Genomic DNA, 20285 nt, shown 5'->3' on the forward strand with positions numbered 1-20285 from the left:
ATGAGTGAACAGCTGCTCGACGAACTGCAGCTGGCCAGCAGCCCGGCCAGCGACCTGACCTACTTCGCCCTGGCCGCGACTGCCGCCAAACCGGCCACGCAAGCCCCGCGCGAAGTACTCAGCGAACTGCCGGAAGTACTCGGCGGCCGCTACAAGATCGAGCGCCTGCTCGGCGTTGGCGGCATGGGTGCGGTGTATCGCGCCCGTGACCTGCTGCGCGAACAGTTCGGTGATCCCGAGCCCTATGTGGCACTGAAAACCCTCAGCGATGACTTCGCCGAATACCCGGACGCCAACTCGCTGCTGTACAGCGAGTTCGCCCTCACCGCGCGGCTTAATCATCCGCATGTGGTGCGCCTGTTCGGTTTCGAGGTGGATGTGCCGAGTCAACGCGCCTTCCTCACCCTGGAGCTGCTCAAGGGCCTGACCCTCGACCAGTTACTTAGTGAACGCCCCGAGGGCCTGCCCTGGAGCGAGCTGCAGGAAATCGCCATCGCCCTGCTCGATGCCCTGAGCTATTCGCACAGCCTCGGCGTGCTGCATGGCGACCTGAAACCCAGCAATGTGATGCTCGCCGAAGACGGCCTACGCCTGTTCGATTATGGTCTCGGCCAGCCCGTGGAAGGCCTGCTACCTGGCCTGCCGCGCCTGTGCCGTAACCGCTTTACCGCCTGGACGCCGCGTTACGCCGCCCTGGAGTTGCTCGACGGCGCACCGCTGACTGCCGCCGCCGATGTCTATGCCCTGGCGTGCGTGCTGTATGAGCTGGCCAGTGGGCGCCACCCGTTCCGCCGGCAGAGTGCCAAACAGGCCAAGGCCATGGAGCTGGATAAGCAGCTGCAACGTCCGGAGCAGTTACCGACGCATTGCTGGCCCGCTTTGCGCACCGCGCTGGCGTTCGATGAAGCGCAGCGCAATATCAGTTGCGCACAGTTGCTCGAGGTATTTCGCCAGCCCACACCCAGCGGCTGGCGGCGCTGGCTACGGCGCAGTTGAACGCAGCACGCGCACAGCAGCATCAATGGATGATCTTTTAACAAGGAAATGACTATGTTCAACCCGGCCAATGAAACCCACTTCAGCCTAAGCATCGAAGGCCTTGAGCACGACCTGCAAGTGCTCGAGTTCAGCGGCCGCGAAGCCATCAGTCAGCCCTATCGTTTCGAGGTGGAACTGATCAGCGAGAACGCCAAGCTGGATCTGCAAAGCCTGCTGCATCAGCGCGCCTATCTTGCTTTTACCCCAGACGGCCTGGGTATTCACGGCCTGATCTATCAGGTCGCCCAAGCCGAATCCGGCAAGCGCCTGACACGCTACAAACTGAGCATCGTGCCGCAGCTGAGCTACCTGGCCCTGCGCACCAACCAGCGCATTTTCCAACACCTGACAGTGCCGCAGATCGTTGCTCAGGTGTTGCAGGAACACGGCATCGTCGAGGGCGGCTACCAGTTCCTGCTCGGCCCCACGGTTTACCCCACGCGCGACTACTGCGTGCAGTACGACGAGAGCGACCTGCACTTCATCCAACGTCTGTGCGAGGAGGAAGGCATTCACTACCACTTCCAGCACAGCACCCAAGGCCACGTACTGACCTTTGGTGATGACCAGACCGCATTCGGCAAACTCGGCCAACCCACCGCCTACCTGCAAGACAACGGCATGACCGCCGATGAACCGGTGATCAAGCGCTTCGCCGTGCGCCTGGAAACCCGCACCAGCCGCATCACCCGCCGTGATTACGACTTCGAACAGCCACGCCTGCTAATGGAAGCCGCTTTCAAGGAGGATCGTGACCCCGAGGCCAAGCCGCTGCCGGACCTTGAGGATTACGACTACCCCGGCCGCTTTGTCGACCGTACTCGTGGCAAACACCTCAGCCAGCGCAATCTCGAACGCCACCGCGCCGACTACCGCCTGGCCGAAGGGCGTGGCGATCAACCGAAACTGCTCTGCGGGCATTTCCTCGAACTCTCCGACCACCCGCGCCAGGACTACAACGACCTCTGGCTGCTGCACGAGGTGATTCACCAGGGCAAACAACCCCAGGTGCTGGAAGAGTCGATCACCAGCCATACCGCAGCCAGCGACGGTTTCCAGCAGGGCTATCGCAACCACTTCATCGCCGCCCCCTGGGACGTGCCCTTCCGCCCACCACTGGCCCATCCAAAACCCAAGGTGCTAGGTAGCCAAACCGCCGTGGTCACCGGCCCAGAGGGTGAGGAAATCCACTGCGACGAATACGGCCGCATCAAGGTGCAGTTCTTCTGGGACCGTGAAGGCCAGGCCGACGACACCACCAGTTGCTGGCTGCGCGTGGCCTCCAGCTGGGCCGGCGATGCTTACGGTGGCATCGCCATTCCACGGATCGGCATGGAAGTGTTAGTGACCTTCCTTGAAGGCGACCCCGACCAACCGCTGGTCACCGGCTGCCTGTACCACGCTGAACACGTGGTGCCCTACGACCTGCCGGCAAACAAGACCCGCACCGTGTTTAAAACCCTCAGCACACCGGGCGGTGGTGGTTACAACGAACTGCGCATCGAAGACAAGAAAGGCGCCGAGCAGATTTACCTGCACGCCCAGCGGGACTGGGACGAAAACATCGAGCACGACCAGAAGATCCGCGTCGGTAACGAACGCCACGATACGGTCGAAGCCAACAGCTACACCGAGCTGCAGGCCGAAGAAAACCTCACCGTCAAAACCGAGCGCAAAGTCGAAGTCAAACCCGACGACCACCTCACCGTCGGGCAAAACCAACACATCAAACTCGGCACCGCACAACTGACCAAAGCCGGCCGCGAAATCCACCTCAAAGCCGGGCAGAAAATGGTCATTGAAGCCGGCACCGAGCTGACCCTGAAAGCCGGCGGCAGCTTTATCAAACTCGACCCCGGCGGCATCACCCTGGTTGGCCCCATGGTCAAAGTCAACGCCGGCGGCGCACCGGGCAAAGGCTCAGGTATCAAGATCAAACCACCGGTGCTGCCCGGTGCGGCCGATAGTGATAAGGCGGGAAATTTGTTGGATGAGGCGCTGCTTAATCAGCTTGAGCAGACCACGAAAAAGCCAAAACGTACGCTCAACTTCTCGGGTTAACAGGGATAGGTACGAGCCGCTTACGGCTTGCAAACAAGGATAGGGATTCGGTAAATCACATGGCAGACAGCAAACCAATCAATTGGGCGTATCCGTTTAAAACCGCTGGCGAAAGCAGCAAGGAAGTTACTGATCCGCAGCTCTATTTCGACGCGCTGGCTAAAGCCGAGAATGGCTTCTACCCAATGGGTGCCAATGGCCTCTGGCATGGCGGCGTGCACTTTGATGCCAATACCGGTGCGCTGCTTGATCAGAGCCAAGTTCGCTGCATCGCCGATGGCGAAGTAATTGCCTACCGCATCGATGACAAGTACCCCGAGACGCCCTATGCAGCAACCAACCAACCCGGTATGGGTCCAGAGCCTGTTGGAGCCAAGTACTCGACAGGGTTTGTACTGATCAAGCATCGCTTGGTTATACCCGAGCCACCCGCGCCTGCCACCAATGGCGAAAGCAGCGGCGCAGAACCTGCCCCGGTAACCTCTGCAGGCGCAACAACCCCGACAGCAACGGCGACTGATACAGCGCAGATAACCACGCCTGATCCTGCTGCCGCCGAACCTGAGGGGCTGACGTTCTATAGCCTGTATATGCATCTACTTGACTGGGCCGGTTACCAAGCCACTAACGCCCCCAAGCCGCCCGAATTCATTGCACCAACCCGCTATGCAGTCAAGGACACAACAAGCGACGCGCAATTGGGATTACGTGTCCGTGCCTCGCCCAGCGGTGGTACTACACAAGTGCTTGCCTTGCTGCCCAAAGGCTGCACAGTCACCCTTGGCGAAGCCAGCACGACCAATCCTAGCTGGAAACAGTTACTGAGCGTCGATGGCGGCGCTGCGATACCCGCCTTGCCAGCCGACACCATCGGCTGGGTGTATGCCAGTGAATTGACTAACAACACCGTTGCCGATTTGGCCAAAGACTCCGAGCCGACACTAACCCTAAGCCATCAAGGCTTGAATGTGCGCAAAGAGGGCAAACGTACCGGAGCTATCATCGGTGTTCTCCCCCGAGGCGCAATATTAAACGTTGGCGAGAAGCTGCAAAGCGGTTACTGCAAGGTACTGGAGGTCATGGATTATCGTGACGTCCCTGCTCTACCCAATGGACCTGACGGCAAGCCGCTGGGCTACGTCTATTTCGGTGAGCTCAATGCACAACAAACAGCGCCCAGCGATCTCGGGCTTGTGCATCTGCTGCCAGAACCTCACTCGATCAAGGCTGGTGAGCTGATTGGTCATATCGGCCGTTACCAAGACCAAGGCGATGGCACCGCCCAACCGCGCCTGCATCTGGAAGTATTTAGCTGCGATGATGTACCCGCGTTTATCACCAAGAGCCGTACCTTGGCGGCCAGCTTACCGGCCGATCAGAAGACGCTACTAAAAATCCATAAAGGGGCCAGCAAACTCATCCCCCACAACGACGCCATCAACGCCAGTAACCCACCAACAATCACCGACACGGGCGTCACCATTGCCGTTGAGCTGACCCTTCCCGTCAGCGTGCTGGAAAACCTGCCCGCCGAGCGCAAAATCCAAGTCAGCGAAACCTTGCCCGGCAGCCCCACACCGCACATTACCAGCTGGTGGCGGCTCGATAACCTGTTGGCTGACGACGCCGACAACCGCATCAGCGGCTGGCTCGCCGAACAAGACATGATCACCACCCGGCACAGCCCATGGGAATGGGAGGGCTTTGACTTTATCAGCGAAACCACCTGCGCTGCCGACCACCTGGCCTGCCATTTCGCCGCACAACGTCTACTGACAGAAGAAGAAAAGCCAGACTACCAAGCCCAAATAAGTACCGCGGACCACGGCCCCATTAAAGAGCGTCTTTACGACATCATCGACGGTGCCGATGGCAGCGTGCGCGACAACATACTGAGCGTTACTGAAATAAAATCCGCCCTCAAAAAAACCTGGCACGCCCAATCCATCTCCCGCCTCATCACCCACTACGAAAGTGAATGGTTCTGGCAGGATGCCAAATGGGATGAGCTGGACAAGTTGATGCAGCACACTGAGGAAGACCAAAATCCACAGTGGGTTAAGGAGAAAGAGCGGATTAAAAAGCTCTGCTTGTGGCGTGAGTTGACGGGTAAGCAAGGGATTAATACGGATGGGAAGGTTTGGCATTTTCATGTACTAGCTTTGCTAGAAAATTTTTCCTCAAACGGGTGCAAATGTAAAAACAAGCTAACAAAAGAACAGCTTCGCGCAATCGCCCCTCATGCATCCTCAACCAACATTGATCTTTATATTGATCCGATTAATGAGATGTTTGATAAATTTAAAATTGATCATTGCATCAGCCGAGCTCATGTCCTTGCACAAATGCTGCATGAGAGCGGAAGCATGAACTTTGTAACTGAAGGACTTAACTCAAACGATCCTCTACCTGCCTATCACCCATATATTGGAAGAGGTTTATTACAGATAACTTGGGAGACAAACTATCGCACGTATGGCAATTATATGGGCGAAAATTTCATCGGACACCCACACTATTTAAAAATGTCTCAACCCCCACACTGCGTGGTATCTGTCGGGTGGTTCTGGAGTGAATTTAAGAATTTAAACAGATTTTCAGATAAAGACGACTTTATCTATATAACCTATTTGATTAACGGCGGATTTAATGGTTACGACCATCGCCTTTCATTTATTAATTCCGCAATTCAAGAACTTAAAATAAGTGCTTGCAGCAAGTTAAATTTTGACGGATTTTATAAACTAGAAGATAGCGAGGCATATAATAAAGCAAAACCGTCTTTCGCATGGGGACTCTGGAGCGATCCAGGCTCAAGTTCCTCCGGAAAGACGAAAGACAAGGCCCAAGCCATTGCTGGCTATTCACGGTATATCGAAATATATAACACCACACAAAGCGTAAGAGACGACACAACCACCAAGTATTACTCTTCTACTCGAAGAGCGTTACAAGCGAAAGAGCATGCCGAACAACGCATAGAAATACTAAGGAACTCTTAATGTTCAAATACATATCCCTAGTGATATTTTCAATTTTACCGATTTTCGTAAAGGCAAACGACTGTAGTTACAATTTCGACCAAGACAACAAATGCGACTCTTACACTGTAACGCCTTTGAGTGAGTCTGAAGGTTTAAATCTGTTAACAATATCCCTAGGCAATGGGAAGAATATTTCTGGAACTTTCAACACAGGCTCGGCAGGAATAACTTCCGGATATTTTCCAGGTGAAATAATAGTACCACTAGATTTTTACTCGCCAAAAACAGTACAGCAAAGCACATATACATTTCGCTGGAATAATGGCCTGAAAAATTGGGTCCTCATCAAAGAAGCTAATTGGTCTGAGCCCTATCGAGATGAAATCTACTCGCTAAATGGAGCGCCCATTCCTGAAGAGGCAAAATTCCCCACTGAATTTGAAGTTAAGCGTATTAAGTGCTGCGTTTTACTATCTGACTTCAAAGAAAAAAAACCTACATACCATGAACTAGCTAAAGGCCAGAGCATAGCAGCGATAAATGAGGATATAGATCACTTAAAAGAAAAGCTCAAGTCAGGAAAAGAAAGCCATTTATTTTACAAAACGACGCCAGCAAGCGAGGAAAATAGAAAGCCTATTCCGGCAGATTTAATTTACGAAATAAGCACCAACATTACAGACCAGAATGTAGAACCCTTGAATAACTATGCTTTTTACATGCAACAAACCGGCAGCAACATACTTGCCACCATATTACTCCGCAGTATTTATGAAAAATACCCGCGGCGCATAGCGACAAAAATTAATCTAGCGGACAGCTACTGGGAAATAGATCTCATAGAAAAATCTTGTCACTTATACGATGAATATATAAATAGCATGCTATTGGCTGGGAAAAAAACGTTGATTCCAAGTCGTGCTTACTCGCGATCTGACTGCGCGCCTCATCAAAATATTAAATAATTAAATTTCTGAGCGTTAACTCGATGATTACCAGTGGCGCGCCACATCAGTAGCCCCGTAAAAAACCTAGCTCTATTTTCAATTCGCACTAAAACTTCTGCTCTTTAACAATTAACCCACAACTAACCTGGCGTCATCTGACGCCAAGCACGAAGCCATCAGCCGCCTTTCTCGCCTTTAGCCCAGACGGGCTGGGCATTCACGGCCTGACCCATCAAGTTGCCCAAGGCGGTCCGGCAAGCGTCTACCCCCTATAAAATGTGCATCATGCCGCAGATCGACGTAACGGCACTGGAGGAGCACAGCATCCAGACCATGCCTACAAACTCCTGCTCGGCCCGACATGCCGACTTTAAATAAGTCACGATTTATTTATAGGGCGTACTCTCACTGGATATCTGTATATGAAAATACTGCCACTTATATTTATTTTAACGAGCCTCGGTGCTTTTGCTGACGAGGACAAATTTTGTAATGAGGATATAAAGACAAGAAGCTTCCTCTCTGAATGGAGAGAAGGGAATACAGTGTTTAATATTCTAACAAGTATTCATGACCTCAAAATTTACAGAGAGAGAGGACGAATCGCCTATCAGGATGATTTCAACGGCGACGGCAATATTGATTATATCTTCGAGTCTTTCAACAGCGAAGGATCGGCCAAAGATAGAACCCACAGCATTTACATTCAATGCAAAGGATTCCTTAAGTTTGTAGGCGGGGATTATTTTGCCGGAGTGAGCGGGATTAAAATAAATAACGAAAAATCTAAGAACATTGTGTTTCTTTCTTATCAGCGCGATAAGTCTAGCAAGATCATCTATAACAATGAGGAGGCATTAACAAAAACCCATGTATGGAGCTTCAACCAAAACATCGGTAGATATGAAGAAGAAATGGATTAGACAACCACCGCCAAGAGTTGATGCAAATCGGGAAAAGTTACAGGGATTTAGACCGTCTCAAGACCGAATTACAGATCGCTTTCCTCCACAACCCGCACCACATCCGCCTCCAACGCATACGCCGCATCCGCCAGCTCGTTGTTGACCTGTTCGACCTGCAGCGTGCCGCTGACCCACAGCGGTGCGTAGATGTCTTCTAGCTCAATGCCTTTGGGATAACGAACGAGTACAAGTTGGTTGGGCGGTGGTGGCGGGACGTGGATGCAGGCGCCGGGGTATGGCACCAGGAAGAACAAGGTGCTGCGGCCTTGGCTGTCGGTTTCCAGCGGCACGGGGTAGCCGCCAAGGCGCAGCGCTTTGCCATCCAGGGCGGCAACGGTGTTGGTGGAGTACATCACCGCTGGCAAGTTTTTGTCCTGCTGCTTGAGGCCGCCAGGGTTGTAGAACTCGCTGTCTTGCTCGGAGCCTTGATGGTCAATTTCCGGCATGGCTTCCAATGCCGCCCGATCTTGCGGCGGCATCAGCTCAAGCCAATCGGTTTCCGGCAACTCGGCGCAGGCCAGGGTGCTTATAAACAACAGTGGCAACAGCAGGTAGCGCATTAGTTGGCTCACATAACGATTGGATGAGGGCTTGTCAGTCCTTTTTCACCGCCGCATAAATAACCAGCAACACCACTGCGCCGATCACCGCGCCGATAAAGCCAGCGGTTTCGCCGGCCTGATAGATACCCAGCGCTTGACCGCCATAGGTTGCGGCGATAGAGCCGCCGACGCCGAGCAGGATGGTCATGATCCAGCCCATGCTGTCGTTGCCCGGCTTGAGAAAACGAGCCAGCAAGCCAACGATCAGGCCGATAAAAATAGTGCCGATGATGCTCATGCGATTCACTCCAAGTCAGTTGCGGGTCAGCCATAGTGGCGTTAGGCAATCAGACGGGAATCCGCCAGCAAGGTTCAATCTGACGCCACCGCATAGGCGGCGTCAGGTTGTGCTCAACCCTTGGCGATCAGCGCTTCGACCACGGCAATCTGCTTGTCCAGCGTGGCGCGATCCACGCAACGCAGGGTGGCGTGGCCAACCTTGCGCCCGGCCTTGAAGGCTTTGCCGTAGTGATGCAGGCGGCAGTCGTCGATGGCAATAACCTGCTCCACCGGCGGCACGCTGCCGAGGAAGTTGAGCATGGCGCTCTCGCCGATCTTGGCGGTCGAGCCCAGCGGCAGGCCGGCGACGGCGCGCAGGTGGTTCTCGAACTGGCTGCACTCGGCGCCTTCGATGGTCCAGTGCCCGGAATTGTGCACACGCGGGGCGATTTCGTTGGCTTTCAGGCCGCCATCGACTTCAAAGAACTCGAAGGCCAGCACGCCGACGTAATCGAGCTTGGTCAGCACGCGGCCAACGTAGTCCTCGGCCAGCGCCTGCAACGGGTGATCGGTGCTAGCGATGGACAACGCCAACACGCCGCTGTCGTGGCGGTTATGTACCAGCGGGTAGAAGCGCGTTTCGCCATCACGGGCACGCACCGCCACCAGCGACACTTCGCCGCTAAAGGGCACGAAGCCTTCCAGCAAGCACGGCACGCTACCCAGCTCGGCGAAGGCGCCAGTCACGTCTTCGGGCTTGCGCATCACCTTCTGGCCCTTGCCGTCGTAACCCAGGGTGCGGGTCTTCATCACGGCCGGTAAACCAATAGCGGCCACAGCGGCATCCAGGTCAGCTTGCGACTGGATATCGGCGAAATCCGGGGTGGGAATGCCCAGGTCCTTGAACATGGACTTTTCAAACCAGCGATCACGAGCGATGCGCAGGGCTTCGGCGCTCGGATAGACCGGCACGAACTGCGAGAGGAAGGCTACGGTTTCCGCCGGTACGCTCTCGAACTCGAAGGTCACCAAGTCGACTTCATCAGCCAGCTGGCGCAGGTGATCCTGGTCGCCGTAATCGGCGCGGATATGCTCGCCCAACGCTTGCGCGCAGGCATCCGGAGCAGGGTCGAGGAAGGCGAAGTTCATCCCCAGCGGGGTGCCTGCCAGAGCCAACATGCGACCCAGCTGGCCGCCACCGATTACGCCGATTTTCATGGGTTAAGCCTCACGCGGGTCCGGATTTTCCAACACGGTTTCAGTCTGATCCTGACGGAACTGCTTGAGCGCGGTATGGAACTGCGGGTGCTGGTGGCCGAGGATGCTCGCGGCGAGCAGCGCAGCGTTGACGGCCCCGGCCTTGCCGATGGCCAGGGTGGCGACCGGAATACCAGCGGGCATCTGCACGATCGACAGCAGCGAATCGACCCCCGAAAGCACCGCCGATTGCACCGGCACACCAAGTACCGGCAGGTGGGTCTTGGCCGCACACATACCTGGCAGATGCGCCGCGCCGCCGGCACCGGCGATGATCACCTGAATACCGCGCTCGTCAGCCTGCTCGGCGTACTGGAACAGCAGGTCCGGGGTGCGGTGGGCGGAAACCACCTTCACTTCGTACGGAATGCCCAGCTTGTCCAGCATATCGGCGGTGTGGCTAAGGGTGGACCAATCGGACTTGGAGCCCATGATCACGCCAACCAGTGCGCTCATCGTCGTGCCTCTTCTTCATCAAGTGCCCGTAGGCGCTGCAGAAACTAACAAGCCACGCTGGAAACCAGGCGTGGCTTGTTAGTGAATGAATTATGGCGGTGCGGCCCGCCAAAGGCCGCGCAGTATACCGTAAAGCCTGGACTGGCGTGCACCCCGGCGCGCCGTTTGTCGCTGGCCGCTCGCCGCGATACTAGGCGCAGGTCAAAGCAGCGCCGGGCGACGGCCACGAGCAGACCTGGCGCACAAATCGCAGCCGGAGGCCTGGCTATACTGGGCGTTCTTTTAATCCAACAAGGACACCACCATGACAAGGCTGTCACTGCTACTCGCCGCTTCGCTCTTCACCCTCAACGCCAGCGCCCTCGAACTGGCCAAATATCCCCAAGTGTTCGGTGCCGGCAAAGGCATCAGCGTCACTGTTGCGCCCAGCAGCGATGACACGCAGGCATTGGTTCAGGTCAGCGGCATCAATCATCCACTGGATGAAGTGGTACTGCTGACCACGATCAAAGAGCGCGGCAACGAGGAGCGCGATTACACCACCACCCTCAATGGCAGCGCCTACAACATGCTGGTCAAGCGTCAGGGCTGGGGTGGCGAGCGCTTCCAACTCTATTTGCCCAATACCGACGGCTTCGAACTGGGCTTCGATGAAACCAAGAGCAAAGAGGCCAAGCCGGCCAATCTGCTGGCACTCTATGAGCAGCAGAAGAAGAAAGGCATTCAGGACAAGCTGAGCCGCTTCGACCGGGAAAAGCGCGTGGCCGACTTCACCCAGCAGCTGCAACAGATTGACCAGGAAGCATCGCAGAGCTGCGGTACGCCACTGACCACCGCGGTGGACTGGAAAGCCCTCGACGACGACAAACTCAAGCGTCTTGGCGTGCCGAGCTTCTGCGGTGAAGTGGTCCGCCAGATGGCCAGCTTGTGCGAGAGCAGCACGGCGTTCAAAGCCCAGGCCCAGCAGCTGAAAACCGTGCAGTGCAGCTTTGACGCCGAACTCAAATTGCGCGAGGGAGATGCAGGCCTGCTGTTCACTACCCACGAGAAAGCACCAAACCAGGGCGATTTTATCAACGCCTTCCTGCGTAATCGCTAACTCTGACTAGACCGCAGCGGTCCGGACAGCCCCGGACTGCTGCGGTGCCGCGGCATAGTTCTTGCCTCATTCAGGCATTCTGAACTGTAGCGGTTGCCTCGATGTTGCACGCCCACCTGACCACCCTGCATGTGGTTTCGCAGATCCTGGAAATCTTTGCCACTCAACCTGAACTGACCGAGCCGCTATTGGCTGGCAGCGGCATTGCTGTGGCTGACCTGGCCTGCGCTGATACGCGCATCACCCGCACCCAGGAATTGCAGGTCTGCGCCAATGCCCTGCTGCTGCGCAGTGATCTGGGCCTGGAGCTAGGCCGGCGCATGCACGTGTCGGCCTATGGCATGGTCGGTTACGCCGCGCTCTCCAGTGCCACCTTTGGTGACGCCTGGCGGCTGATGCTGCAGTACCCGGCGCTGCTCGGCACCTACTTCAAACTGGATATGCAACTCGAAGGCGAGCTGGCCTGGGTCAGCGCCAGCGACTATCAGCACCGCCCAGAGCTGGAGGTGTTCAACCTGGAAATGTGCCTGGCCTCGCTCAAACTGATCAGCGACGACCTGCTCGGCCAGCCCCTGCCGCTTAGCGCCGCGCAGTTTCGCTATGGCCAACCGGACTACAGCGAGCGCTACCCGCACAGCTTCGCCTGCCCGCTGCAGTTCGATGCCACGCGCAACGCCTTCGCCTTTCCTGCCAGCTGGTTGCAGCGACCACTGCCTCTGGCCGATACGGTGACCCACCGCGAAATGCTCGACCGCTGCCGCAAGCAGAACAGCGAGTTCAACAGCCGTCAGGCCTGGCTTGCGCGCATCCACCAGCTACTGGCCGAACAGCTGACCGCGCCACCTGGCCTGGAACAGCTGGCGCAGCAGATGCACTGCTCACCGCGCACTCTGCGCCGGCACTTGCAGGAACTTGGCACCCACTACCAGGAACTACTCGACGAGCTGCGTTTCGAGCGGGCGAAGACCCTGCTTGGCCAGGAGGGTTGGCCAATCTGCCGGATTGCCGAATACCTCGGCTTTAGCGAAACAGCCAGTTTTCGCCATGCCTTCCAACGCTGGAGTGGCGTGCCGCCGAGCCGTTTTCGCGCCTGAGACGCGGCATAGGCTTTGTAGGAGCGGGCCATGCCCGCGAAATCCATCGCGGCCATGGGCCGCTTCTACAGGGTGTGGGCCTGCCAGATGGCGACCGGCCGCGCAATTTATGCGCTCAGCCATCCCAGGCAGCCACCCTGCGGGCCATCGCTGCGCGACGTTAAAAATCACTCCCGGCGATTTTTTTGGCCACTTCGATCCCCTTTTGGCCGTTGTCAGCGTTCTCCATCCGGCGATGCAGGCGAACAATGCAGGCACAACAACAAGCCTGGAGCCGCGCCACATGCTCACCTTTTACAGCGACGACCATCACCTGCACCACGGCAGCTGCGAGCTGATCGACGGCCAACTGATGCCCTGTTTCGAGAAGCCGCAACGCGCCGACCACATCCTGCAACGCGTCAAGGACCGTCAGCTCGGCGAGGTGCGCCCGCCGCAGGATTTCGGCCTGGCGCCGATTGAGCGCATTCACAGCACGGCCTACCTGAACTTTTTCAAGGGTGCCTGGCAACGCTGGCAGGCGCAGAACGGCAACGGCGACCTGCTGCCTTTTACCTGGCCAGCGCGCACCCTGCGTGCGGTCCTTCCCAAGGACCTGCACGGCCAGCTCGGCTACTACAGCTTCGATGGCGGCGCACCGATTACCGCCGGCACCTGGCAGGCCGCCTATAGCGCCGCGCAAGTAGCCCTTAGTGCCCAGGCCGAGATCACCGCAGGCGCCCATAGCGCCTTTGCCCTGTGCCGTCCGCCAGGTCACCACGCCGCCGGCGAGCTGATGGGTGGCTACTGCTACCTGAATAATGCTGCCATCGCCGCTCAGGCCTTTCTCGACCAAGGCAAGCAGCGCGTGGCCATCCTCGATGTCGACTACCATCACGGCAACGGCACCCAGGACATCTTCTATTCGCGTGGCGATGTACTGTTCGCCTCGATTCACGGCGACCCGGCCGATGAATTTCCGTTCTTCCTCGGCTATGCCGATGAGCACGGCGAAGGCGCGGGTGAAGGCTGCAACTTCAACTACCCGCTGGCCATGGGCAGCCCATGGGAGGTGTGGAGCGCGGCGCTGGATGAAGCCTGTCAGCGCATCGCTGAATACGGCGCCGAGGTGATCGTGGTGTCGCTGGGCGTGGATACCTTCAAGGACGACCCGATTTCCCAGTTCAAACTCGACAGCCCGGACTACCTGGCCATGGGCAAGCGCATCGCCGCCCTTGGCAAGCCGACCCTGTTTGTGATGGAAGGCGGCTATGCGGTCGAGGCAATCGGCGTCAACGCGGTCAACGTGCTGGAAGGGTTCGAGGGTGCGTAGGGTGGACGACGCTCTTCTCGTCCACCAAATAACGCGATAGACGCCCCTGAAGATTTGCCACATGCCTGGTGGACGGATACAGCGCCAACTGCGCGCCCCGATCCACCCTACACACCTCACAATGTCTAAAGGGTGAAGAACGATGAAAACAATCAAACACCTGCTCGCCGTCGCCATCTGCGGCGCAACCCTGCTGGCGACTGCGGCCCAGGCGCAAACCCCAGAAAAGCAGCGCGAACTGCGCGTGTACAACTGGGCCGACTATATGCTGCCGTCGGTACCAAAGGAATTTCAGGAGAAAAGCGGCATCACGCTGACCTGGGACATCTTCGACACCAACGAAGGCCTGGAAGCCAAGCTACTCACCGGTAACTCGGGTTACGACCTGGTGGTGCCCACCAACACATTCCTTGAGAACGAAATCAAAGCCGGGGTATTCCAGAAGCTGGACAAATCCAAGCTGCCCAACTGGCAACATCTGGATCCCGGTTTGCTGCAATTGATGACCGCCAACGACCCCGGCAACCAGTACGCCGTGCCCTACATGTACGGCACCGTGCTGATTGGCTTCAACCCGGACAAAGTCAGGGAAGCGCTGGGCGCCGATGCCCCCGTGGACAGTTGGGACCTAATTTTCCAAGAAGAGAACATCAGCAAGCTCAAGCAGTGCGGCGTGGCCATGCTCGACTCGCCGGGCGAAATTCTGCCCATTGCCCTGCACTACCTGGGCCTGGACCCCAATAGCACCAAGCCGGATGACTACAAAAAAGCCACCGAGCTGATGTTGAGAATTCGCCCCCACGTCGCCTACTTCCACTCGGCCAAGTACATGACCGATATCGCCAACGGCAACATCTGCGTGGCCATCGGCTATTCCGGCAGCTTCTACCAGTTCGCCAACCGCGCCAAAGAAGCCGGCAACGGCGTGGTGGTTGACTGGCGCCTGCCGAAAGAAGGCGCGCCGTTGTGGTACGACTCCTTCGCCATCCCAAAAAGCGCACAGAACGTGGCTGAAGCCCATGAGTTCCTCAACAACCTGCTCGACCCGAAAGTCGTGGCGCCAATCAGCGACTTTCTCGGCTACCCCAACCCGAACAAAGACGCCATGCCACTGGTAGGCGCGGAAATTCGCGACAACCCCGGCCTGACCCCAACCGCCGAAGCGCAGAAGACCCTCTACGTGCTGCAGCCGCTGCCGCAGAAGATCGAACGCGTACGCACGCGTGCCTGGACCACTATCAAGTCGGGGACCTAATCCGCGCCACTCGGCGAGGTCGGTTAAGCGCCGACCTCGCCACTTTCCAATTTGCGCCACAGCAAGCGCACCGAGGCTTTGCGCACCAGGGCACAGCGGTACAGGCGAATCTCCAGCGGCACTTGCCATTGTTCGCCGCCACATACCACCAGCTCACCACGGGCCAGCTCGGCGGTCACGGATAGGCGCGGCACCCACGCCACGCCCATGCCCTGTAAGGCCATGCTTTTCAGGCTGTCGGCCATCGCTGTTTCATACACCGTGGTTGAGCGCAGCGCGCGTTGGCGCAGCAGCAGGTTGACTGAACGACCGAGAAAGGCGCCAGCGGTATAGGCCAGCAGCGGCACACTCTGGCCGTTGTTGAGGTCGAACAGCGGCGCACCGCCCTCCGCTACCCCACACACCGGCAACATCTCGGTGCGTCCGAGGTGCAGCGAAGGGAAAATTTCGGGGTCCATCTGCAACGCCGCATCCGGGTCGTAATAGGCAAGAATCAGATCGCAAGCGCCTTCACGCAGCGAATGCACCGCCTCACCAACGTTGGTGGCGACCAGCCGGGTGGTCAGCGGCAAACCCTCACGGCGCAGGCGGGCAATCCATTCAGGGAAAAAACCCAGGGTCAGCGAATGCGCCGCGGCGATCTGCATCACCTCGCCTTGCTGGCCTTCAAGGTTGTGCAGATGACGCACCACTTCCCCCAACTGCTCGACCATGCTCCGTGCAGTGACCAGAAACAGCTGGCCGGATTCAGTCAGCTCGACCGGCGTGCAACTGCGGTCCACCAAGGTCAGGCCGAGCATGTTCTCCAGGCTGCGGATGCGTCGACTAAACGCCGGCTGGGTGACGAAGCGCTTTTGCGCCGCCTGGGAGAAGCTGCGGGTGGCGGCCAGGGTGACAAAGTCTTCCAGCCATTTGCTTTCGAGGTTCATGGATCAGCCCTTGTGCATGCGAACACGTCGGTCGACGTTGAGCGGTCACACCAACATTATGCCGATTATGCATGACCCAGCGCTTAACAGCATTGGCCAGCATCAAGCTGCAGCCCATAACCTACGCGCCATCGCGGCATATGCCGTATTTCCTGAGATAACCTTGATCATGTCCCCTGCTGCATCCACTCGCCTCGAAAAAGACCTGCTCGGCACCCTCGACGTTCCGGCTGACGCCTATTACGGCATTCAGACCCTGCGCGCCGTGCAGAACTTCCGCCTGTCCGGCGTGACGCTGTCGCACTACCCAAAACTGGTAGTCGCCCTGGCCATGGTCAAGCAGGCCGCCGCCGACGCCAACCGCGAGCTGGGCCACCTGTCCGCTGCCAAGCACACGGCGATCAGCACTGCGTGCGCACGCATCATTCAGGGCGAGTTCCACGATCAGTTCGTGGTCGACATGATCCAGGGCGGCGCCGGCACTTCGACCAACATGAATGCCAACGAAGTGATTGCGAATATTGCGCTCGAAGCCATGGGCTTCGAGAAAGGCGATTACCTGCACCTGCACCCGAACAACGACGTGAACATGGCGCAGTCGACCAACGACGCTTACCCCACCGCCATTCGCCTGGGCCTGCTGCTCGGCCACGACAGCCTGCTGACCGCGCTGGACAAGCTGATTCAGTCGCTGTCGAAAAAACACTTGGAGTTCGGCCACGTGCTGAAGATGGGCCGCACCCAGTTGCAGGACGCGGTGCCGATGACCCTCGGCCAGGAATTCCGCGCCTTCGCCACCACTCTGGCCGAAGACCTGCAGCATCTGAAACTGCTTGCCCCAACCCTGCTTACCGAAGTGAACCTGGGCGGCACCGCGATTGGTACCGGGATCAACGCCGACCCGCAGTACCAACTGCTGGCGGTCAAACGCCTGGCGATTATCAGCGGCCACCCGCTGACCCCGGCCGCCGACCTGATCGAAGCCACGTCGGATATGGGCGCCTTTGTGCTGTTCTCCGGCATGCTCAAGCGCACCGCAGTCAAGCTGTCGAAGATGTGCAACGACCTGCGCCTGCTCTCCAGCGGCCCGCGCACCGGCATCAACGAGATCAACCTGCCGCCGCGCCAGCCGGGCAGCTCGATCATGCCTGGCAAGGTCAACCCGGTAATCCCGGAAGCGGTCAATCAGGTGGCCTTTGAAGTGATCGGCAACGACCTGGCCCTGACCATGGCAGCCGAAGGCGGCCAGCTGCAGCTCAACGTTATGGAACCGCTGATCGCCTACAAGATCTTCGACTCGATCCGCCTGCTGACCCGGGCCATGGATATGTTGCGTGAGCTGTGCATCGACGGCATCACCGCCAACGAAGAACGCTGCCGCGAACTGATGGAAAACTCCATCGGCCTGATCACCGCACTCAACCCTTACATCGGCTACGAAAACGCCACGCGTATCGCCAAAGTGGCGCTGGAAAGTGGTCGCAGCGTGCTGGAATTGGTGCGCGAGGAGAAGCTGCTGGGCGACGCCGAGCTGGCCGACATCCTCCGTCCCGAAAACATGATCGCCCCACGCCTGGTACCACTAGCAGGCTGACCCCAGAGCAATACAACGCGCCGTATCCGCAAGGACCGGCGCGTTTTTTTAGCCATGTATCAGGCCTTGATGCCGGGTACAGAGTTTGCCGCCCTGCCTACTGGGCGGCACCACTCAAGGCTGCATAGACAGCCCCACAAAAACGATAATTCGGGTGATACACATGAGTCAGAGCACAACCTTTTCCCTCGGCTTCCTGCGGCGCATGCCGCTGTGGCAGCAAATCCTGATTGGCCTCGGCCTCGGCGTTCTCACCGGCGTGGTATTCAAAGCCGACGCACTGGTGCTCGCGCCCATTGGCACGCTGTTTCTCAATGCGATCAAGATGCTCATCGTGCCGCTGGTGTTTGTATCGCTGGTAGCCGGTATTACCGCCATGAGCGACAGCGCCAAGCTGGGCCGTATCAGCGTTAAAACCATCGCCATCTACCTGGTCACTACCGCATTTGCGGTGAGCATTGGCTTGCTGTTCGGCGCCCTGTTTGCGCCAGGCGAAGGCATGAACATGGTCGCCAGCGGCATCCAGGAAGCCAAGCAGGCACCCTCGCTGGTGCAGATTCTGGTCGGTCTGGTACCCACCAACCCAGTCACCGCTTTTGCCGAGGGCAATATCCTGCAGATCATCGTGTTCGCCATCGCCCTGGGCGTGAGCATGAACCTGATCGGTGAGAAAGCCGCGCCGGCAGTCAAGCTGTTCGATAGCCTGGCCGAAGTCTTCTACAAACTCACCGACCTGGTGATGCGCTGCGCGCCAATTGGCGTGTTTGCCCTGATCGCCGGCGTGGTCGCCTCCCACGGCATTGAAGTGTTGCTGCCATTGGCCAGCGTAATCGGCGTCATCTACCTGGCCAGCATCGCCCATATGCTGCTGGTTTATGGCGGCCTGCTGGCCATGCTCGCGCGCCTCAGTCCGCTGCGTTTTTTCAAAGGTGTAGCGCCAGCTCTGGCCGTTGCCTTCAGCACCTCAAGCAGTGCCGGCACTCTGCCGGTGTCGATTGAATGTGCCCGCAAGAACCTCGGTGTATCGCAAGGTGTGGCCGGTTTCGTGCTGCCGGTAGGTGCCACTATCAACATGGATGGCACCGCTATCTATCAAGGTGTACTGGCGCTGTTTATCGCCCAAGCCTTCGGCGTCGACCTCAACGGCGGCCAGTACCTGATGATTATCCTCACCGCTACCCTGGCCTCGATCGGCACCGCCGGCGTACCGGGCGCGGGACTGATCATGCTCGGCCTGGTGCTGACGTCGGTCGGCCTGCCGCTGGAAGGCGTGGCGCTGATCGCAGGTATCGACCGCATCCTCGACATGGCGCGCACCACGGTGAACGTCGCCGGTGACCTGATGACCACCACCCTGGTGGGCAGCAGCGAGAAGGAACTGGATCGCGACATCTACAACAGCGACAACGCGCAATAACGCGGCGCTGCTCACGGGCAACACCCGCACAAGGATGTGCGGGGCTTTTGCGCCAACCCGGCGCAGCGGCACTGCCGGCAGGACCCGGCAGCCAACGAGATGCCTATCGGCATCCAGGGCATACCAATAAAAACAACCACACAGGGTGACCCCATGAACGCATTCGACCCCGGTCGTCTCTCTCCGCCAGGCAGCAGGCCACCCCCGCTGCCCTAGTGCCTGAATAGCCCGTTCAGTCGGCTCGGCGGCGAATCCTCCTGCGGCGGTTTATGGCATGCCATTAGCCATCGCGGGGTTTCTGTGTCGGCGCACAACCCTCGTCACCGACCGACTGCACAGGCTCCCAGCACACGGAACACCCGTGCCGTCCGCCAGCGTCGCCCTACCCGGGCGGCGCTGCGGCGTCATCATCATCATCAACAGGCTGTTGAAAACCTACCTGCGTTGCCATCGCGGCGTTAAAAACAGGCTCAACCTGTTATTCCCCGATAAATACAAAAAAGGGAGAGACCCCATGCTCGATATTCTCAATGACCTGATCTGGAGCAAGCTGCTGATCGTGATGCTGATCGGCCTTGGTCTGTATTTCACCATCGCCTCGCGTTTCGTCCAGTTCCGCTACTTCGGCAGCATGTTCCGCATCTTCGCCGAAGCCTTCCAGCGTCAACCTGGCCAACTCAGTTCGTTCCAGGCGCTGATGCTCTCGGTAGCCGGTCGCGTCGGTGCCGGCAACATCGCCGGTGTGTCGGTGGCAATCATGCTCGGCGGCCCGGGTGCGATTTTCTGGATGTGGGTCGTAGCACTGGTCGGCATGGCCACCAGCTACTTCGAGTGCTCTTTGGCGCAGCTGTACAAGCGCCGTGAAGACGACGGCACCTACCGTGGTGGCCCGGCCTTCTATATCCAACACGGCCTCGGCCAGCGCTGGCTGGGCATCGTTGTATCGATCCTGCTGCTGGTGACCTTCGGCTTCGGCTTTAATGCGGTGCAGTCCTACACCGTGGCCAGCTCGATGCATGACACCTTCGGCATGCCGACTTATGTCAGCGGCCTGAT

Annotated in this window: 17 protein-coding genes; 12 read left to right on the forward strand and 5 right to left on the reverse strand. The window is 58.0% G+C overall.

Annotated elements, in window-relative coordinates; genetic code table 11:
- The 5 genes from AACY25_RS08560 to AACY25_RS08580 all read left to right on the forward strand — a co-directional run bounded on the left by AACY25_RS08560 (position 1) and on the right by AACY25_RS08580 (position 7953).
- Positions 1–996, forward strand: a complete 996-nt coding sequence (locus tag AACY25_RS08560; RefSeq protein WP_339409155.1) for a serine/threonine-protein kinase — start codon at positions 1–3, stop codon at positions 994–996.
- Between the two features lie 54 nt (positions 997–1050).
- The gene (gene tssI / locus AACY25_RS08565) at positions 1051–3099 is read left to right on the forward strand and encodes a type VI secretion system Vgr family protein (protein ID WP_339523740.1); all 2049 of its coding nucleotides are present in this window, start codon (positions 1051–1053) and stop codon (positions 3097–3099) included.
- Positions 3100–3158: 59 nt separating this feature from the next.
- The gene (locus AACY25_RS08570; protein WP_339523741.1) at positions 3159–6101 is read left to right on the forward strand and encodes a hypothetical protein; all 2943 of its coding nucleotides are present in this window, start codon (positions 3159–3161) and stop codon (positions 6099–6101) included.
- Entirely contained in the window at positions 6101–7048 is a 948-nt protein-coding gene (locus AACY25_RS08575; RefSeq protein WP_339523742.1) for a hypothetical protein, read from the forward strand. The genes AACY25_RS08570 and AACY25_RS08575 overlap by 1 nt, the downstream gene beginning before the upstream one ends.
- Before the next feature lie 404 nt (positions 7049–7452).
- Positions 7453–7953, forward strand: coding sequence for a hypothetical protein (locus tag AACY25_RS08580; protein WP_339523744.1), 501 nt, complete (start codon positions 7453–7455; stop codon positions 7951–7953).
- A 68-nt stretch (positions 7954–8021) separates the two neighbouring features.
- On the opposite strand, the gene AACY25_RS08585 is transcribed toward AACY25_RS08580, so the two are convergent.
- The 4 genes from AACY25_RS08585 to purE all read right to left on the reverse strand — a co-directional run bounded on the left by AACY25_RS08585 (position 8022) and on the right by purE (position 10529).
- Entirely contained in the window at positions 8022–8555 is a 534-nt protein-coding gene (locus AACY25_RS08585; protein ID WP_339523747.1) for a DUF3299 domain-containing protein, read from the reverse strand.
- Positions 8556–8589: 34 nt separating this feature from the next.
- Positions 8590–8835 carry a GlsB/YeaQ/YmgE family stress response membrane protein gene (locus AACY25_RS08590; protein ID WP_136663682.1) on the reverse strand — a complete coding sequence of 82 codons (246 nt, stop codon included), beginning with the start codon at positions 8833–8835 and terminating at the stop codon, positions 8590–8592.
- Positions 8836–8948: 113 nt separating this feature from the next.
- A complete protein-coding gene (locus tag AACY25_RS08595; RefSeq protein WP_339523753.1) occupies positions 8949–10034 on the reverse strand; it encodes a 5-(carboxyamino)imidazole ribonucleotide synthase in 1086 nt (361 codons plus the stop codon).
- 3 nt (positions 10035–10037) lie between these two features.
- Entirely contained in the window at positions 10038–10529 is a 492-nt protein-coding gene (gene purE, locus AACY25_RS08600) for a 5-(carboxyamino)imidazole ribonucleotide mutase (protein ID WP_339523754.1), read from the reverse strand.
- A 304-nt stretch (positions 10530–10833) separates the two neighbouring features.
- On the opposite strand from purE, the gene AACY25_RS08605 reads away from it, so the two are divergent.
- From AACY25_RS08605 to AACY25_RS08620, 4 genes are all read left to right on the forward strand, one after another.
- Positions 10834–11628, forward strand: a complete 795-nt coding sequence (locus AACY25_RS08605) for a hypothetical protein (RefSeq protein WP_339523756.1) — start codon at positions 10834–10836, stop codon at positions 11626–11628.
- Positions 11629–11729: 101 nt separating this feature from the next.
- Positions 11730–12722, forward strand: a complete 993-nt coding sequence (locus AACY25_RS08610) for an AraC family transcriptional regulator (protein WP_339523757.1) — start codon at positions 11730–11732, stop codon at positions 12720–12722.
- 283 nt (positions 12723–13005) lie between these two features.
- Positions 13006–14034, forward strand: coding sequence for a histone deacetylase family protein (locus tag AACY25_RS08615; protein ID WP_339523760.1), 1029 nt, complete (start codon positions 13006–13008; stop codon positions 14032–14034).
- A gap of 142 nt (positions 14035–14176) precedes the next feature.
- Positions 14177–15289, forward strand: a complete 1113-nt coding sequence (locus tag AACY25_RS08620) for a polyamine ABC transporter substrate-binding protein (protein ID WP_339523762.1) — start codon at positions 14177–14179, stop codon at positions 15287–15289.
- Positions 15290–15312: 23 nt separating this feature from the next.
- On the opposite strand, the gene AACY25_RS08625 is transcribed toward AACY25_RS08620, so the two are convergent.
- Positions 15313–16218 carry a LysR substrate-binding domain-containing protein gene (locus AACY25_RS08625; protein ID WP_339523765.1) on the reverse strand — a complete coding sequence of 302 codons (906 nt, stop codon included), beginning with the start codon at positions 16216–16218 and terminating at the stop codon, positions 15313–15315.
- 169 nt (positions 16219–16387) lie between these two features.
- Between AACY25_RS08625 and aspA the strand changes: the two genes are divergently transcribed.
- The 3 genes from aspA to AACY25_RS08640 form a co-directional block, all read left to right on the forward strand.
- Entirely contained in the window at positions 16388–17812 is a 1425-nt protein-coding gene (aspA, locus tag AACY25_RS08630) for an aspartate ammonia-lyase (protein ID WP_339523881.1), read from the forward strand.
- A gap of 163 nt (positions 17813–17975) precedes the next feature.
- Positions 17976–19229 (forward strand): dicarboxylate/amino acid:cation symporter, encoded by a 1254-nt coding sequence (locus AACY25_RS08635; protein WP_339523766.1) that lies wholly within the window; start codon positions 17976–17978, stop codon positions 19227–19229.
- Between the two features lie 514 nt (positions 19230–19743).
- Positions 19744–20285: alanine:cation symporter family protein (locus tag AACY25_RS08640; RefSeq protein ID WP_339523767.1), on the forward strand; the 542-nt coding region annotated here is incomplete at its 3' end.

It is taken from the genome of Pseudomonas sp. EA_35y_Pfl2_R111, assembly GCF_963970955.1.
Taxonomy (GTDB): Bacteria; Pseudomonadota; Gammaproteobacteria; order Pseudomonadales; family Pseudomonadaceae; genus Aquipseudomonas.